The organism is Bradyrhizobium sp. STM 3843 (assembly GCF_000239815.1).
In the GTDB taxonomy this organism is placed as follows: domain Bacteria; phylum Pseudomonadota; class Alphaproteobacteria; order Rhizobiales; family Xanthobacteraceae; genus Bradyrhizobium.
This window is the reverse complement of sequence record NZ_CAFK01000038.1, coordinates 20,302-37,644: the sequence shown is the minus strand read 5'-3', so window position 1 is coordinate 37,644 and position 17,343 is coordinate 20,302. Positions and strand designations below refer to the sequence as shown.

The 17,343-nt window shown below is 63.9% G+C and carries 10 protein-coding genes; 2 read left to right on the top strand and 8 right to left on the bottom strand.

Annotated features, from left to right (window positions below; translation table 11 throughout):
• Nucleotides 1-3 precede the first annotated feature (3 nt).
• Nucleotides 4-2,148, bottom strand: coding sequence for a 1,4-alpha-glucan branching protein GlgB (glgB, locus tag BRAS3843_RS05425; RefSeq protein WP_008967751.1), 2,145 nt, complete (start codon nucleotides 2,146-2,148; stop codon nucleotides 4-6).
• Nucleotides 2,145-5,444, bottom strand: coding sequence for a maltose alpha-D-glucosyltransferase (gene treS / locus BRAS3843_RS05420; protein WP_008967750.1), 3,300 nt, complete (start codon nucleotides 5,442-5,444; stop codon nucleotides 2,145-2,147). The genes glgB and treS overlap by 4 nt, the downstream gene beginning before the upstream one ends.
• 348 nt (nucleotides 5,445-5,792) lie before the next feature.
• Between treS and malQ the strand changes: the two genes are divergently transcribed.
• A complete protein-coding gene (malQ, locus tag BRAS3843_RS05415; RefSeq protein WP_008967748.1) occupies nucleotides 5,793-7,751 on the top strand; it encodes a 4-alpha-glucanotransferase in 1,959 nt (652 codons plus the stop codon).
• Between the two features lie 52 nt (nucleotides 7,752-7,803).
• Complete coding sequence (locus BRAS3843_RS05410) at nucleotides 7,804-9,615, top strand: glycoside hydrolase family 15 protein (RefSeq protein WP_008967747.1); 1,812 nt, start codon at nucleotides 7,804-7,806, stop codon at nucleotides 9,613-9,615.
• A 25-nt stretch (nucleotides 9,616-9,640) separates the two neighbouring features.
• Here the strand turns inward: BRAS3843_RS05410 and BRAS3843_RS05405 are convergent, their stop codons facing one another.
• The 6 genes from BRAS3843_RS05405 to BRAS3843_RS05380 all read right to left on the bottom strand — a co-directional run bounded on the left by BRAS3843_RS05405 (nucleotide 9,641) and on the right by BRAS3843_RS05380 (nucleotide 17,299).
• Nucleotides 9,641-10,453: a Cof-type HAD-IIB family hydrolase gene (locus BRAS3843_RS05405; protein ID WP_008967746.1), complete on the bottom strand. Its 813-nt coding sequence runs from the start codon at nucleotides 10,451-10,453 to the stop codon at nucleotides 9,641-9,643.
• Nucleotides 10,453-11,019, bottom strand: coding sequence for a gluconokinase (locus BRAS3843_RS41340; protein ID WP_244425125.1), 567 nt, complete (start codon nucleotides 11,017-11,019; stop codon nucleotides 10,453-10,455). The genes BRAS3843_RS05405 and BRAS3843_RS41340 overlap by 1 nt, the downstream gene beginning before the upstream one ends.
• Nucleotides 11,000-11,755 carry a 6-phosphogluconolactonase gene (pgl, locus tag BRAS3843_RS41335; RefSeq protein ID WP_008967744.1) on the bottom strand — a complete coding sequence of 252 codons (756 nt, stop codon included), beginning with the start codon at nucleotides 11,753-11,755 and terminating at the stop codon, nucleotides 11,000-11,002. Before pgl ends, BRAS3843_RS41340 begins: the two co-directional genes overlap by 20 nt.
• A 2-nt stretch (nucleotides 11,756-11,757) precedes the next feature.
• Nucleotides 11,758-13,272 (bottom strand): glucose-6-phosphate dehydrogenase, encoded by a 1,515-nt coding sequence (gene zwf / locus BRAS3843_RS05390; protein WP_008967743.1) that lies wholly within the window; start codon nucleotides 13,270-13,272, stop codon nucleotides 11,758-11,760.
• A 3-nt stretch (nucleotides 13,273-13,275) separates the two neighbouring features.
• Nucleotides 13,276-14,304, bottom strand: coding sequence for a phosphogluconate dehydrogenase (NAD(+)-dependent, decarboxylating) (gene gnd / locus BRAS3843_RS05385; RefSeq protein WP_008967742.1), 1,029 nt, complete (start codon nucleotides 14,302-14,304; stop codon nucleotides 13,276-13,278).
• Between the two features lie 148 nt (nucleotides 14,305-14,452).
• Nucleotides 14,453-17,299, bottom strand: coding sequence for a bifunctional transaldolase/phosoglucose isomerase (locus BRAS3843_RS05380; RefSeq protein WP_008967741.1), 2,847 nt, complete (start codon nucleotides 17,297-17,299; stop codon nucleotides 14,453-14,455).
• Between the last annotated feature and the right edge of the window lie 44 nt (nucleotides 17,300-17,343).

Genomic DNA, 17,343 nt, shown 5'->3' with positions numbered 1-17,343 from the left:
GAGTCAGCCTTCCGGGACGAGAAATACCGCTGCCAGGGGAGGGAGGATGAGGTTGAGCTCGTTTTGACCTTCAGAGGCATGGACCTCGCCGATATTGCCGACATTGCTGCCGCCGTAATGAACGGAATCTGAATTGAAAACTTCCCGCCATGCGCCGCCGAAGGGTACCCGAACCTTATAGTTGTAATACACGTTAGGCGAAAAATTCACGACGACCACGCAGCGGGTGCGCGCATCACGGCCCTTGCGCAGCCAGGCGAACACGTTGCGATCGGCGTCGTCGGTGATGAGCCATTCGAAGCCGTCGGGCTCGCAATCGCGCTCATGCAGCGCCGGCTGGTTGCGATAGAGCAGGTTGAGATCGCGGATCAGCGCCTGGATGCCGGCATATTTCGGCTGGCTGAGCAGGTGCCAGTCGAGCGAGTGATCATGATCCCATTCGCGCTCCTGGGCGAGTTCGCAGCCCATGAACAGGAGCTTCTTGCCGGGATGGCCGAACATGAAGCTGTAATAGGTGCGCAGATTGGCAAAGCGCTGCCAGTCGTCGCCCGGCATCCGGCCCAGGATCGAGCGCTTGCCGTGCACGACCTCGTCATGGGAGAGCGGCAGGATGAAGTTCTCGGAGAAAGCATAGTGCAGGCCGAACAGGATCTCACCGTGATGATATTTGCGGTGGATCGGATCCTTGCTGATGTAGCGCAAGGTGTCGTGCATCCAGCCCATGTTCCACTTGTAGCCGAAGCCGAGCCCGCCGAATTCGACCGGGCGCGAGACTTGCGGCCAGGCCGTGGATTCCTCGGCGGCCGTGGTCGCTTGCGGGAAATTGCGGAAGACTTCGGTGTTCACGCGGCGCAGGAATTCGATCGCTTCGAGATTTTCCCGCCCGCCATATTTGTTGGGAATCCAGCCGCCCGACGGACGGCTGTAATCGAGATACAGCATCGAAGCGACGGCATCGACCCGCAGCCCGTCGATCGCATAGCGCTCCAGCCAGAACAGCGCGTTCGACCGCAGGAAATTGGAAACTTCGGTGCGGCCGTAATTGTAGATCAGCGTGCCCCAGTCGAGGTGGCGGCCCTGCATCGGATTGGCATGCTCATAGAGCGCGGTGCCGTCGAAATGGCCGAGCCCATGCGGATCGTCCGGGAAATGGCCGGGCACCCAGTCGAGCCAGACGCCGATGCCCTCGCGATGGCAGGCGTCCACCAGCGCACAGAAATCCTCCGGTGAGCCGAACCGGCTGGTCGGCGCGAACAGGCCGGTCGGCTGATAGCCCCAGGAGCCGTCGAACGGGTGCTCGCTGACTGGCAAGAACTCGATGTGGGTGAAGCCCATGTCGCGCGCATAGGCGGGCAGCTGCTCGGCGAGCTCGCGATAGCTCAGCCATTGATTGCCATCCCGGCGTCGCCAGGAGCCGAGATGGACCTCGTAGATCGAGATCGGCTTGTCGAGCGCATTGATGCCGGATGGCGCTGGCTGCGGGCGGGGCAGCCGGGTTTCGTCCATGACGATGGAGGCGGTCTTCGGACGCAGCTCGGCCGCGAAGGCCATCGGATCGGACTTGAGCGGCAGGTGTTCGCCTTGCGGGCCGATAATATCGAATTTGTAGTGGTCCCCGGCCTTGGCGCGCGGGATGAACAGCTCCCAATAGCCATTGCCGCGCACCCGCATCGGATGGCGCCGCGCATTCCAGAAATTGAAATCCCCGACCAGGCTGACGCGTCGCGCATTGGGCGCGAGCACGACGAAGCCGACGCCGTCGACGCCGTCGAGCACCATCGGATGTGCCCCGAGCTTGTCGTAGAACCGCTGGTGCGTGCCTTCCCCGAGCAGGTGCAGGTCGAAATCGCTCAGGATCGGCGGGAAGCGATAGGGATCCTCGAGATCGACCACATGCTCGCCGAAATGGGTCCGCAGCCGATAGCGCTGCGCTCCGCCCGCCAGCGTTCCGGTGAACAGGCCGGCATCGTGGATGCGCGAAAGCGGCGCGAGCTCGCCATGCTCGCCGACCACTTCGACGCGCGAGGCCTCGGGCAGAAAGGCGCGGACGACCGTCTTGTCGTCGACGTGGTGCAAACCGAGATAGCGAAACGGGTCGGCATGCCGACCCTCAATGATCGCAAACGCCTCGGGAGAAAGTTGGGTCATGAGGACTCGCTGACTGACAAAGACATAACGCGAAGCAGGTTACTCAACGCGATGCGTAACCGCTCCGGCCGGCGCGCCAGATCATAGTCGAGTTCGGCGATGGCTGCTTCCAGCATGAAAAAGTTCAACATCGCCTCGACCGCATGCCGGTCAGCCGGCCAGAGGCGCTGATTCGCCTTGATCTCGCGATATCCGGTCAGAAACGCGGCGACAGCGTGATCGCGCCACCCCATGAGCGCGGTGCTGAGCTTGCCATGCTCGTCGGAGGCGGTCCTCAAGGCGCGCTCAAGCGCCGCGCGCACCGAGCAGTCGATCGAGCGGACGAAGCCCGCGACATCGCGCGCCGGCGGCACCTTGCGGCGGCGCTCGACGAGCGGCAATTCTTCGTCGCCATCGAAGTCGACGATGAAGATGTCGTCCTTCACGATCAATATCTGCCGCAGGTCGAAGTCGCCATGCCCGCGGATCTTGAGGCCATCAAGATCCTGCGGCCTCAGGGTGCTGAGCTGTTCGGAAAGGTCCGCCTGCCTTGCGAGGACCTGATCGACCAGCACCCGCTCGGCGTCCTTGGTGCGATCACGGCGCTCGCTCAGCGTCGCGAACACGCGGGCCGCCTGGGCGCGGATGGCATCGACCCAATGGTCGACGTCGTCGGCACTGATCGGCTCGGGTGCGAAATCGGCGAGGTCGGATCGCGATGCAAGGGCCGCGTGCAATTCGCCGACGCGGCGGCCGGCCTGCGTCATGTAGCGGAGATAGGGCGGCTGCTCCTGGCTCGAGCGCGGATCGTCGTTCGTCACGCGGACGCGCTGCTCGTCGACGAAGCGATCGAGATAGGCGGCGCTGACCGTCCAGCCATCACCCTGATTCTCGACAAAACCGTGCACGGTCGCAACGGCCTGGTGTTCACCCTCGTGGATCAGTTCGACGCTGCCGAGCAGCGGCGGCACGTTGGGAAAGGCCACGATCTCGGTCAGGAAGCGGCCGGTCTCGATCTCGGGATGCGCTCCAGCCTCGAGCTGGCGATAGATCTTGACGAAGAACGCATTGTCCACCACCGCCTTGCTGCTGCAGCGGTCGGTCTCGACGATTTTGACCTGGTCCGTTTCGCGGATCGGCTCGGCGGGAAACCTCGCGGTCGGGCGGAATTCCAGCCGCAGGCCGTTTTCCTCCACGGTCAGCGACTGCCGCAGATTGCGCAGCAGCAGCGCGAGGAAGATCGGGCTGGTCGCGACGTCGAGCAGCGTGCCTTCGCGCGCGCCCTGGCGCACGGCCGCGAAGGCTTGCGGGTTGTAGCGCTCCCGGTCGAAGCGCACCCATTCGATCTGCATCGGCAGCAGATAGCGAAGCGGCTCCGGCCGCTCGCCGGACTTGAAGAAGATCAGCCAGGGCCGGTTGTCGCCGATGTCGCAGAAGGGAATCGCCGCAGTCAGCGTCGGATGGATCGCCTCCTGCTGGCGGACCGGATACCAGCGGGTGCGGGTGAGGAAGCCGGGCAGCACATCGCGCTCGAACACGCTGCGGGTGCGTGCCAGCGACACCCAAGTCGAGCCGAGCGGCACCACCAGCGTTTCGAATTCGGGCACTACGCGCTGGACGACCGGCTCGGACTTCTCGCGCTCTTTGAGCTGGAACCAATAGAAGCTGTAGGGTCCCAGCGTGATCATGTAGGGCAGCTCGCCGATCGCGGGAAAACGCGTGCGGCCCAGCATTTCGATCGGGATGCGGTCCTTGAAGGCGGAGAGGTCGAGCTCGGTCGCCTGCGCCGAGCGCGACAGGTTGGCGACGCAGAGGATCACCTCGTCCTTGTACTGCCGGACATAGGCCAGCACCGCCCGGTTCGTCGGCCGGATGAAGCTCATGGTGCCGCGGCCGAAGGCCAGCGTCGTCTTGCGCACCGAGATCAGTTTCTTGTTGGCGTTCAAGAGCGACGACAGGCTGCGCGACTGGGCCTCGACATTAACGGCCTCATAGCCATAGACCGGGTCCATGATCATCGGGGCGTAGAGCCGGGCCGGATCAGCGCGGGAGAAGCCGCCATTGCGGTCCGGCGTCCATTGCATCGGGGTGCGCACGCCATTGCGGTCGCCGAGATAGATGTTGTCGCCCATGCCGATCTCGTCGCCGTAATAGATGATCGGCGTCCCCGGGAACGACATCAGGAGCGAATTCATCAGCTCGATCTTGCGCCGGTCATTATCCATCAAGGGAGCAAGACGTCGGCGGATGCCGAGATTGATCCGCGCGCGCGGATCATTGGCATAGGTCGACCACAGATAATCGCGCTCGACATCGGTCACCATCTCCAAGGTCAGCTCGTCATGGTTGCGCAGGAACAGCGCCCATTGGCAGTTGGTCGGAATGTCCGGGGTCTGGCGCAGGATGTCGGTGATCGGAAAGCGGTCCTCCTGGGCGATCGCCATATAGATGCGCGGCATCAGCGGGAAATGATAAGCCATGTGGCATTCGTCGCCCTGGCCGAAATATTCCTGCACATCCTCCGGCCACTGATTGGCCTCGGCGAGCAGCAGCTTGCCTTGGGCGTAATTGTCGAGTTCGACCCTGAGGCGCTTGATGATGGCATGCGTCTCGGGAAGGTTCTCGTTGTTGGTGCCGTCGCGCTCGCAGAGATAGGGGATGGCGTCGAGCCGGAAGCCGTCGACGCCAGCGTCCAGCCAACGCTTCATCACCTGGATGATGGCGTTGACCACGCGCGGATTGTCGAAATTGAGGTCCGGCTGGTGCGAGAAGAACCGGTGCCAATAGAACTGGCCGGCCTCCGGGTCCCAGGTCCAGTTCGATTTTTCGGTGTCCGTGAAGATGATGCGCGTGCCCAGATATTTCTGGTCGGTGTCGCTCCAGACATACCAGTTGCGGGCGCTGGAGCCCGGCGGGCTGCGGCGGGCGCGCTTGAACCAGTGGTGCTGGTCGGAGGTGTGGTTGACGACGAGCTCGGTGATGACCCGCAGGCCCCGGCGCTTCGCCTCCTGGATGAAGCGCTTGAAATCCTTCATGGTCCCGAAATCGGGATTGATGGTGCCGTAGTCGGCGATGTCGTAACCGTCATCGCGGCCGGGCGACGGATAGAACGGCAGGAGCCAGAGCGTCGTGACGCCGAGGTCCTGCAGATAATCCAGTTTCTCGGTCAGCCCGACGAAATCGCCGATGCCGTCATTGTTGCTGTCGGCAAAGGCTTTGACGTGAAGCTGATAGATGATGGCATCCTTGTACCAGAGGCCGTCGCCATGGAGATCGGTGACGAGGTCGGTCGCATCCAGGGATGACAACAGGTTCATGAGGCCCTCACGCTTCTCAGCAGCGGACGAATTGGCGGAGAGAGAGGTAGGTGGGTTCGATCCGCTGCACGCGGCTCTCCCGACAAGAGGGCAAAATAGGGGAAAACGAGCCGCGAATGGAGCCGCTCGCGACGGTTTGAGTGAATTTGTTCACGGTGATGCCATTGACAAGAAACTGACGTCCCGTTTCGTTGCCGAAACGAGACGCCGACCCTATACAAAGCCGCGCACCCAAGCTTGGTTCCCTCGGGAACACAAGCCCGGGCGATGCGTTAGGCGAGACTATCCTCTTGTGGTCCCACAACAATTCCGTGACGTCTGACCCCGTTGCGGGGAAACGCGTGCCGAATGGATCTCTTCAGCCAAGCCCACAGCCTCGGAATCATGACCGAATTCTTCGATGGTCAGGGCCGCCGCCATGTCACCGAGGAAGCGGCGCTGAAGATTATCGTCGAATCCTTTCCGCAGCCGACACCGCACCGGCTGCTCGACGGCACCGTGGTGATCCGGACCGGTCAGCCGGCGCGCAGCCGGCTCGGGGATGCCGCCAAGCTGCCGGTCAGCTGGACGATCAGACGCGGCGACGAGGCGGTGGCTGTCGGCAAGGCCGAGGAGCCGATGATCGAGTGGCCGGACGATCTGCCGGTCGGGTCCTATCGGCTGCAGCTCATCGATGCATCATTATGTCGTGAGGAGCTGCCGCTGATCGTCGCGCCGCCAAAGGCATTTGGCGGCGAGTTCGATCGGGGCTGGCTGCTTGCTGTGCAGCTTTATGGAATCCGCTCCGGCCGCAATTGGGGAATGGGCGACTTCACCGATCTTGCCGATCTGATCGAGCTCGGTGCAGAGCTCGGTGCCGACGGTGTCGGGCTCAACCCACTGCATGCATTGTTCGACGACCGGCCCGGCGACTTCAGTCCGTATGCCCCGAACAGCCGGCTGTTTCTCAATGCGCTCTACATCGATGTCGAGCAGGCGCCGGGATTTCAGGGCGGGATCGATGCCAGTGCGCTCGAATCCGTCAGGCAGACCGAGCAGGTGAATTACAAGGCCGTCGCCGCCTTGAAGTGGCCGGCGCTGCGCGCTGCCTTCGCGGCCTTCAGTGCCGGAGCAGATGCTGCACATGCAGCGGAGTTCGTGGCCTATCGCGCCGAACGCGGCGAGCTTCTGGAGCGCTTCTGCTGCTTCGAGGTCTTGCGCCATCGGTTCAAGCAGCCGTGGTGGGAGTGGCCGGAAGAATGGCGGCAGCCTGACGCGGCGCGATGCCGCAAACTGCTGCTGGGATCGGCCCGGAAGGAAGCGGACTTCGTCGCTTATGTGCAATGGCTGGCCGAGCGCCAGCTGCGCGCCTGCAAGGAGCTTGGCCATCGGCTCGGTATGAAGGTCGGGCTCTATCTCGACGTGGCCGTCGGCGTGCAATCCGATGGCTTCGATGCCTGGAACGAGCAGGGCGCGATCTCGCGGAGCCTGTCGGTCGGCGCGCCGCCGGACCCGCTGAATACGCTCGGACAGAACTGGGGGCTGGCCGGTTTCAACGCGCCGGGACTCGAGCTCAGGTCGTTCGAGCCGTTCAGGGAGATGATCCGCGCTTCGATGCGTCATGCCGGCGCGATCCGGCTCGATCATGTGCTCGGATTGAAACGGCTCTATCTGGTGCCGCACGGTTTCCCGGCGCGGCAGGGCGCCTACGTGCAGATGCCGTTCGATGCGCTGCTCGCGGCCACGGCGCTGGAAAGCGTCGCCAATGCCTGCGTGGTGATCGGCGAGGATCTCGGCACCGTGCCGCCCGGCTTTCGTGAGCAGATGGCCGACTGGGGCATCTGGTCCTACAAGGTAATGATCTTCGAGCGCGAGGACAACGGTCACTTCCGCGATCTCGACTACTACCAGCCGAATGCGCTGGTCACCCTCAACACGCACGATCTCTCGACCTATGCCGGCTGGCGCTCGTTCGGCGATCTCAACACCAAGCGTGCGCTCGGGATCGATCCGGGCGAGACCGACGAGGAACGGTGGCGCGCGCTCGGCATGCTGGACGAGGTGCTGCGGCACAATGGCATCGGTCAGAACGATGTCCACTCGGCGATCGGCTTCCTGTCCCGGACGCGATGCCGCCTGCTCGCCGTCTCGCTCGAGGATCTGCTCGGCGTGGTCGATCAGCCCAATATTCCCGGGACCATCGACGAGCATCCGAACTGGCGGCAGAAAGTTCCGATCGCGCTGGAAGACATCGCCGGCGCCGTCGATGTCGCGGCGCTGAAGGCGGGCACAGCGGAGCGCGTCAGCGCGGCAGGGATGAAACAATAAGGTTGCGGAGCGGGGCACTCTGACATGGGGGCGTTTGGCATCAGAGGGTGGAATGTCCTGCAGGATCGAAGACTATGCCCTGATCGGCGATTGTGAGACAGCGGCTCTCGTCAGTCACAACGGCTCGATCGACTGGCTGTGCTGGCCGGATTTCGCTTCCGACGCCTGCTTTGCGGCGCTGCTCGGCGACCACAATCATGGTCGCTGGCTGATCGCGCCGAAGAGCGGGATCAAGAGCAGCTCGCGCCGCTACCGCGGCAACACGCTCATCCTCGAGACGCGGTTCGAGACCGACGAGGGCGCCGTCGAGTTGATCGACTTCATGCCCCCGCGCGGCCACGCCTCGGATGTGGTCCGGATGGTCCGCGGTCTCAGCGGCAGCGTCGCGATGCGGATGGACATGATCATCCGCTTCGGCTTCGGCGTCGATATTCCCTGGGTGAAACGGTCGGAGGACCGAACCGCGCTGCTTGCGATCTGCGGGCAGGACATGGCGGTGCTGCGCACGCCGGTCGAGACTCGCGGCGAGAACATGACCACTGTTGCTGAGTTCACCATCAAGGCCGGTGAGACCGTGCCTTTCGTGCTCACCTACGCGCCCTCGCATCTGCCGGTGCCGCGGGCGATCGATCCTGATCGCGCGCTGGCTGATACAGAAGGGTTTTGGCGCGACTGGTCCGGCCGCTGCACCTATCAAGGTGAGAACTATGACCTGGTGATGCGCTCGCTGATCACGCTCAAGGCGCTGACCTTTGCGCCGACTGGCGGCATCGTTGCCGCGCCAACGACATCGCTGCCGGAGAAGCTGGGCGGCTGGCGGAATTGGGATTATCGCTTCTGCTGGCTGCGCGACGCGACCTTCACGCTGCTCGCGCTGATGAACTCCGGCTACACCGAGGAGGCGCTGGCCTGGCATGATTGGCTGCTGCGCGCCGCGGCCGGTGCGCCCGCCCATATGCAGATCATGTACGGCATCATGGGGCAGCGGCGGCTGACAGAATGGCAGGCGGAATGGCTGCCGGGCTATGAAGGGTCGCAGCCGGTCCGGATCGGCAACGCTGCGCATGCGCAATTGCAGCTCGATGTGTTCGGCGAATTGATCGACGCCTTCCACCAGGCGCGGATGGCCGAGCTCAAGCTCTACGACGGCACCTGGTCGCTCGAATGCGCCGTGCTCGATCATCTCACCGATGTCTGGGACCAGCCCGATCATGGCATCTGGGAGCGCCGCGGCGAGGGCCGCCATTATGTGTTTTCCAAGGTGATGACCTGGGTGGCGTTCGACCGTGCAATCAAGAGCGCCGAAAAATTCGGTCTCAAGGCGCCGCTCGAGCGCTGGTACCGCCTGCGCGAGACGATCCACAAGGACGTGTGCGCGAAGGGCTTCGACGCCGCGCTGAACACCTTCGTCGAATCCTATGGCTCGAAACTGCTCGATGCGAGCCTGTTGCTGCTACCCACCGTCGGCTTCCTGCCCTGCTCGGACCCGCGCATCCGCGGCACCATCGAGGCGATCGAGCAGCATTTGATCCGCGACGGCTTCGTGCTTCGCCATGACCCGCGCGAGCGTCGGCCCGACGAGCAGGAGCCGATCGAGGGCGCGTTTCTCGCCTGCACGCTATGGCTCGCTGATGCCCATGTGCTTGCGGGCAACCTCGACAAGGCCGATGTGCTGTTCAGGCGCGTGGTCGAGATCGCCAATGATGTCGGGCTGCTGGCCGAGGAATACGACACCCAGGCACGGCGCCAGACCGGAAATTTCCCGCAAGCCCTCACGCACATCGCGCTGGTCACGACTGCGCACAATCTGAGTGCCGCGAAGGCCACGAGCAAGAAGCCGGCGATGCAGCGATCGGAGTCGTGAGAGCCGTCGGGTATCTCCGCAGCAGTCAACCCTTCGCATTCTGGCTCAGGATCGCGTCGATCGCATTCGCAAAGCCCTCGTCCTCATTTGAGGTCGTGACCTCCTTCGCATAGCCCTTGACCTCGTCGCTGGCATTGCCCATCGCAATCGAGAGCCCGCTGACCTTGAACATCGCGACGTCGTTGTGCATGTCGCCGATGGTGGCAACCGCCGCCAGCGGAATCCCGAGCCGTTTCGCCGTGGCGGTGACGAACGTGCCCTTGTCGCGGCCCGGCGGGGTGATGTCGAGATAATAGCTTTGCGAGCGCACGGCGAGCGCCTGGTCGCCCAGCGCCTCGCGCATTGCGCCCTCGCAGCGGACCAGAAGCTCGAAATCACGGCTCGAACCGACGATCTTGCAGGCGTTCGAGAGATAGGGTGAGAAATCCTCGATGATGGTCGGATCGGCGCGGATCGCGCGCTTCTCGTTCGGCACGTAGTCGCCATCAGGATTGCGCGTGAGCCAGGTATCATTGGTGAACAGCCAGATGTCGACCCCGAACTGGTTGAGTACCTCGAGTGCGCGTTGTGCCGCGCGCGTCGGGATCAGGGTCTGCTCGACCGGCGTCATATCGGGATCGACGATCGAGCTGCCGTTGAAGGGACCGACCGGAAGGCTGATCTGCAGTGGCTCGACCAGGAAGCGCATGCCGATCGCGGGCCGGCTGGAGGTGATGGTGAAGGCGGTGCCGGCCTCGTGCAGGCGCCGCGCCGCGTCACGCGCGCGATCGGTCAGGGTTTTGTCGCGCGTGAGCAAGGTCCCGTCGACGTCGGAGACAACGAGCGCGATAGGGGGCATCAGGAGCTCCTGTTGGCTGCGCGGCTCGCATCGATGTCGAGCTTTTCGATTCCGAGCTTTTGCAAGATGCGATCCACGATCACATCGACCGGCGCATCGATCGAAACCGTGACAGGATGCTCCTCATCGGCGGGTGGTTCCAAAGTCGCAAACTGGCTGGCAAGCAGGCCCGGGGGCATGAAATGTCCCTTGCGATGACCGATCCGATCCGCGATCAGCGCCTCGGTGCCCTTCAGGTAGACCATGCGGATGTCGTCGCGCCCGTGCACGAGGATGTCGCGATAGGCCTTCTTGAGGGCCGAGCAGGCGATGATGACATGCTCGCCGGCCGCGCGGCAGCGCTCGATCTCGGCTGCAATCGCCTGCAGCCAGGGCCAGCGATCGGCGTCGGTCAGTGGATGACCGGCGCTCATCTTGGCGACGTTGGCGGCGGGATGGAAGCTGTCGCCATCCTCGTAGCGCCAGCCGAGACGGGCGCTCAGCGCCTCGCCGATCGTGCTTTTTCCTGAGCCGGACACGCCCATGATCACCAGTGCAGAGGGCAGGTCAGACGTCAGGTTGTTCACTCAAATTCTCCGGCGTTGCCGCCGAATCAACCAGGAAGACGGTCTCCTGATCCGAATGGGCGCGATTGGCCGGCAGATTCTCTCCCGACAGCACCCGCGTCAAGATCGGGCGCTTGTCCGCCCCCGCCACTTCGAACAGCATTTTGCGGCAGGAGCCCAGTGCAGGCAGGGTCAGCGTCACCCGGGGCACGAAGGGCGCGACATTGGCCTGGTCGACGCAGACGACCCAGCGGTCGTGCACATCGAGCGCCGGTGAGCCCGGAAACAGCGACGCGGTATGGCCGTCCGGCCCAATGCCGAGCAGCACCAGATCGAACAGGGGCCGCGCCGGATCGAGGCGATCAGCTCCATAGAAATCCTGCAGCGTGCGCTGGTAGGCGCTGGCGCTCTGGTGGACATCCGCCATGTCGGTCGGAATCGCATGGACGTTTGCCGCCGGCGCACAGGCATCCAGAAAGGCGTCGCGGGCCATCGTCATATTGTGCAGTGCATCGCCGGGCGCGACGAACCGCTCGTCGCCGATGAACCAGTGCACGCGGTCCCACGGCACGCGGCTCCGATAGGAGGCAGTCGCCAGCAGCTGGTAGAGCTGCTTGGGGCTGGAGCCGCCGGAGAGGCAGATCGCGACACGTCTCGGATTGGCGTCGACCTGCGTCAGCAGCTGCTCGGCGGCCGCCTTGGCCATCGCCTCCTTGTCGGCGACCCGAATCAGCCGGCGGCGTCCTGAGCCTGACATCGTCAATCGAGCTTTCGCCAGCTGCGGCCATCGCGTGTCAGCAGCTCAGCCGCAGCGGTCGGCCCGTCGCTGCCGGCCGTGTAGGTCTGCAGGCCGTGATGGCCGGCCTTCTTCCAGGCCTCGATGAAGGGCTGCACCGCTTTCCAGCCGGCCTCGACGCTGTCGGCGCGCTGGAACAGCATGTTGTCACCGATCATGCAGTCATAGATCAGCGTCTCATAACCGGTCGCCGGCTCGGCCTGGAAATAGTCCTTGTAGTTGAACTTCATCTGCACGCCGTCGGTGCGGACAGTCGGGCCCGGCACCTTGGTGTTGAACTGCAGGGTGATGCCCTGGGTCGGCTCGATCCCCATGACGAGATAGTTCTCGGCGAGCGTCTCGACCGGCGTGCAGCTGAACATCGCAAACGGCGCCTGGCGGAACTTGATCGCGACCTCGGTCCGCTTCAGGCCCAGCGCCTTGCCGGTGCGCAGGTAGAACGGCACGCCAGCCCAGCGCCAATTGTCGATGGTGAGCTTCAGCGCCGCATAGGTCTCGGTCGTGCTCTCCGGATTGACGTCCCGCGTGCTGCGATAATCCGGAAGTCCGCTATCACCGATGCGCCCGGCGGTGTATTGCCCGCGCACCGAATTGTGCAGCGCCTCGGCTTCGCTCTGGATCTGGATCGCGGACAGCACCTCGGCCTTTTCCGAACGCACGGTGTGCGCGTCGAATCGTGCCGGGGGCTCCATGGCGACGAGCGACAACAGCTGGAACAGATGGTTCGGCACCATGTCGCGCAACGCGCCGGTTGCGTCATAGAAGCTGCCGCGCGTGCCGACGCCGAGCTTCTCCTCCACCGTGATCTGGACGTGGTCAATATGGTGGCGATTCCAGATCGGCTCGAACATGCCGTTGGCGAAGCGCAGCACCAGGATGTTCTGCACCGTCTCCTTGCCGAGGTAATGATCGATCCGGTAGATCTGATGCTCGGTGACGAGCTTCAGGAGTTCGTCGTTCAGCGCCTTGGCCGAGGCGAGATCGGTGCCGAACGGTTTCTCCACCACGAGCCGCCGCCATGCGCCGCCGTCTTCGCGGAGCAGGCCGACGCGGCCGAGCTGGCGGGCGATCGGGGCAAATGCGGTCGGCGGCGTCGCCAGATAGAACAGCCGATTGCCGCCGGTCTCGCGGTTGGCTTCCAGCTTTTCCAACCGCGACTTCAACTGATCGAAGCTATCCGGCTCCTTCGGATCGGCCTCGATCGCGGTGACGCACTGGAGCAGCCGCTTCGCGATCTCGTCCTCGACCGGACGGGTCGCGAATTTGCGCAAACCTTCCATCAGGTTCTCGCGCAGCTTCTCGCTCGGCATGCCGCCGCGGGCGACGCCGACGATGCAGAAGCGCTCCGGCAGCAGATTGGCGGCGGCGAGATTGTACAGCGAGGGCATCACCAGACGGTGCGTGAGATCGCCGGTGACGCCGAAAATCACGAAGGCGCAGGAGTCCGGCTTTTGATACTCATATGATCCGTTCGCCATCGCTCATGCCTTCGGCTTGACCATCTCGGGTGCAGCTTGACGCGCGGGATCGGCATGCTGCTCGGGCTCCTTATGGCCGCCAAAACCTTCCCGCATCGCCGAGAGAATCTTCTCGGCGAAGGTGTGTTCCTGGCGCGAGCGGAAGCGGGCGAACAGCGCGGCGGTCAGCACTTCCGCCGGCACCGCCTCGTCGATCGCGGCGTTCACCGTCCAGCGGCCTTCGCCGGAATCCTCGACGAAGCCGGAATATTTCTCGAGGCTCGGCTGCTTAGCGAGCGCGATCGCGGTGAGGTCGAGCAGCCAGGACGGGATCACACTGCCTCTGCGCCAGACCTCGGCGATATCAGCGAGATCGAAATCGAAGCGGTGATCCGCGGGCAGCGCCTCGCTGCTGGCATTCTTGAGGATGTCGAAACCTTCAGCATAGGCCTGCATCAAGCCGTATTCGATGCCGTTATGGATCATCTTGACGAAATGGCCGGCGCCGACCGGGCCGGCATGAAGGTAGCCCCGTTCAACGCGCGCGTCGCGGTTCTCGCGGCCGGGCGTGCGCGGGATCTCGCCCTCACCGGGTGCAAGCGCGGCGAAGATCGGATCGAGTCGATCGACCACCGCCTTGTCGCCGCCGATCATCATGCAATAGCCGCGGTCAAGCCCCCAGACTCCGCCGGAGGTGCCGACATCGACGTAATGCATCCCGCGCTCTTTCAACGCCTTGCCGCGGCGGACGTCGTCCTGCCAGAAGCTGTTGCCGCCGTCGATGATGACGTCGTCGGACTCCATCAGCTTGGTCAGCTGCTCGATCGTGGCTTCGGTGATCTTGCCGGCCGGCAGCATCACCCAGACGGTGCGGGGCTTGTCGAGCTTGGCGACGAATTCCTCCAACCCCCCGGCGCCGATCGAACCGTCGGCGGCGAGCGCTGCGACGGCTTTCGGATCGCGGTCGTAGACCACGGTGGAATGTCCCGCGCGCATCAGGCGGCGGACGATGTTGCCGCCCATCCGCCCGAGACCAATCATGCCAAGCTGCATGTACAAACTTCCCTTTTGCCTAGAGCATGATCCGGAAAAGTGCGAAGCGGCTTTTCCCTGGCGACAAACGCGGAACGCGTTGGCGCGGAGATCATGCTCAAACAACAACCTAAAGCGCGATGACGATTCATCCCAATCTCATCACGCTTTAGTTCAGCGCGTCGGTAATCGCGGCATCCAGCATCTTCAGCCCCGATTTCAAATTGCCCTTCAGATGCACCCGCAGCGCGCGCCGGCCGCGCTCGGTCAGCACGTCGAAATCGCCGCGGGCCTGGGCGGCCTTGACCACGCCAAAACTGGCTTTCCAGCCGGGGATCGGCAGATCCTTGTCGTCATCTGCCGTGATCTGCAGGAACACGCCGCTGTCGGGCCCGCCCTTGTAGGCCTGGCCGGTCGAGTGCAGGAAGCGCGGGCCGAATTCGGCGCAGGTCGCGACATGCTTGGCATCGCGCAATTTGAGCCGCATGGTCTGCAGCGCGTCGATGTTGCCTTCATTGCGTTCGATATAACCGAGCAGTGCGACATAGTCGCCCTTGCCGGCGCGGGACAGATGCGCCTTGAGCCAGGAGGCGAGGGTCCCGTCGGCGCCATGCTCGCGCAGAGCGTCAGCGTTGTGCGGGTCGGTGTAGAGCTCGCAGCCCTTCACCGTGATCACCGGCTCTTCCTCAGGCAGCGCACCGGTCCTGTCGAAGGCGGCGGTGAGCTCGCGCGTCTTGATCTTGGCAGCCTCGACATCCGGCTGGTCGAACGGGTTGATGCCGAGCACGCTGCCTGCAACCGCGGTCGCCATCTCGAAGCGGAAAAACTCCTGGCCGATATGGTCGATCGACTTCATCACGATGCGCGCCACCGGATGGCCCGCCTGTTCCAGCGCCGTCAGCATCTCCTCGTGCGCGTCGTCCTCTTCACCTTCGGTGCGGATATCGATGAAGAAGCGATCGTTGCCGTAAAGCGCGGGCTCGCCGAGCGGCTCGCCATCGATCGGGATCAGACCCTTGCCTTCCTTGCCGGTGGATTCGGCGATCAGCTGCTCGGCCCAGGCGCCGAAATCCGCGACCTTGGGCGAGGAGAACAGCGTGACCTTGTCGCGGCCCTCGAGGCCGGCGAGCCCGATCGCAAGCCCGAGCTGCACGCCCGGGTTCTCGTGCGGCGGCACGTCGGGGCCGCAGGAGCGGACCATCGACAGCGCATGCGTGATCAGCTTGCGGACATCGATGCCAGCCGTCGCCGCCGGCACCAGGCCGAACGGCGACAACACCGAGTAGCGGCCGCCGATGCTCGGCTCGCCATAGAAGATGCGGGCAAAGCCCTGGGCCTTGGCCGCCTTTTCCAGCGATGAGCCGGGATCGGTCACGGCGATGAAGCGGTGGCCGGCCTTGGCGGCGCCGATCGCTTCGGAGACGCGGGCAAAGAAATAGTCCTTCATCGCATTCGGCTCGGTGGTGCCGCCGGATTTCGAGGAGACGATGAAGACGGTCTTTGCGATGTCGATCGCCTTCTCCATCGCGCGCACCTGCGCCGGATCGGTCGAATCGAGCACATGCAGCTTCGGAAAGCCTGATTTTTTCGGGAAGGTCTGGGCCAGAACCTCGGGGCCGAGGCTCGAGCCGCCCATGCCGAGCACGACGGCGTCGGAGAACTTCTGCCCCTTCACACGCGCTGCATAGTCCTCGTAGTCGGCGAGATTGGCCTTGGCCACACTGGTCAGCCAGCCCAGCCATTTATGCTCGTCGTGGCCGGTCCAGATCGAGGAGTCCTTGCGCCAGAGGCGGCGGATCTTGGCGTCGGTCCGCCATTCATCCGTGGCCTTTTCGATCTTCTTGCCAAGTTCTGCTGTCGCTGCGACCGTCTGCTTGCCGACCTCGAGGCCGAGCACGGTGGCGCGCTTGTATGCGACCGCCCCATAGAGCTTGTCGGCGGCATCGGCAAACTGCTTGACGCCGTCCACCACCAGATCGGCCGTGATCTGGTCGAGCGATATGCCGGACCTTTCCAGCTCATCGAGCGCAGCTTCGGCGTCCTCGACGTTCTCTTCCAGGCTGTCGCGCACCTTGCCATGGTCGCGGAAGGCATCGAGCGTTGCCGGCGGCACCGTGTTCACGGTGTTCGGTCCGATCAGCTCTTCGACATAGAGGACATCGCTGTAGTCTTTGTTCTTCGTGCCGGTCGAGGCCCACAGCAGCCGCTGCGGCTTGGCGCCCTTGGCCGCCAATGCCTCCCAACGCTCGCCTGCGAACAGCCGCTTGTAGTCCTGATAGGCCATCTTGGCGTTGGCGATGGCGATCTTGCCCTTTAGCGCGGCGAGCCGCTCCTTCTCGGTCGGATCGTTGGCCTGGGCGATCTTCTGGTCCAGCTGCTTGTCGACCATGGTATCGATGCGGCTGACGAAGAACGATGCGACGCTCGCGACATGCGACGGATCGCCGCCATCGGCAACATAGGCCTCGAGACCGGCCAGATAGGCTTCCGCGACCTGACGGTACACCTCTTGCGAAAACAGCAGCGTGATGTTGACGCTGATGCCCTTCGAGATCAGGTGCTGGATCGCCGGCAGACCGGCATCGGTGGCCGGCACCTTGATCATCAAATTCCGGCGGTCGACGGCCTTCCAGAGATGCTCCGCCTCGGTGATCGTGCCCTTGGTCTCCATCGCGAGATAAGGCGAGACTTCGAGGCTGACGAAACCGTCATTGCCGTCGAACTGGTCGTAGACCGGGCGCAGCACGTCCGCAGCATGCTGGATATCTTCGACCGCGAGCGCTTCGAACAGGGCCGCCACCGGGCGGTCGCCGCTCTTCAGCGCCTTGCCGATCGGCGCGTCATATTCGTCCGAGCTGCCGATCGCCTTCTCGAAGATCGACGGGTTGGACGTCACCCCCTTGACGCCGTCCTGGTCGATCAGCCGCTTGAGATCACCCTTGCCGATGAAGCCGCGGGCGAGGAAATCCAGCCAGACCGCCTGGCCATGCTGTTCGAGTGCTTTGACGGGATTCATGATGCCTATCTATGTGCGCTGGCTTGCTTTTTCGGGTTCCAGGT

Bases quoted from the DNA above. Each gene is read 5' to 3' on its own strand.
- gnd (WP_008967742.1), bottom strand. From the start codon at position 14,304: ATGCAGCTTGGCATGATTGGTCTCGGGCGGATGGGCGGCAACATCGTC.
- malQ (WP_008967748.1), top strand. From the start codon at position 5,793: ATGGATCTCTTCAGCCAAGCCCACAGCCTCGGAATCATGACCGAATTC.
- BRAS3843_RS05405 (WP_008967746.1), bottom strand. From the start codon at position 10,453: ATGCCCCCTATCGCGCTCGTTGTCTCCGACGTCGACGGGACCTTGCTC.
- glgB (WP_008967751.1), bottom strand. From the start codon at position 2,148: ATGACCCAACTTTCTCCCGAGGCGTTTGCGATCATTGAGGGTCGGCAT.
- BRAS3843_RS05380 (WP_008967741.1), bottom strand. From the start codon at position 17,299: ATGAATCCCGTCAAAGCACTCGAACAGCATGGCCAGGCGGTCTGGCTG.
- treS (WP_008967750.1), bottom strand. From the start codon at position 5,444: ATGAACCTGTTGTCATCCCTGGATGCGACCGACCTCGTCACCGATCTC.
- BRAS3843_RS05410 (WP_008967747.1), top strand. From the start codon at position 7,804: ATGTCCTGCAGGATCGAAGACTATGCCCTGATCGGCGATTGTGAGACA.
- pgl (WP_008967744.1), bottom strand. From the start codon at position 11,755: ATGTCAGGCTCAGGACGCCGCCGGCTGATTCGGGTCGCCGACAAGGAG.
- zwf (WP_008967743.1), bottom strand. From the start codon at position 13,272: ATGGCGAACGGATCATATGAGTATCAAAAGCCGGACTCCTGCGCCTTC.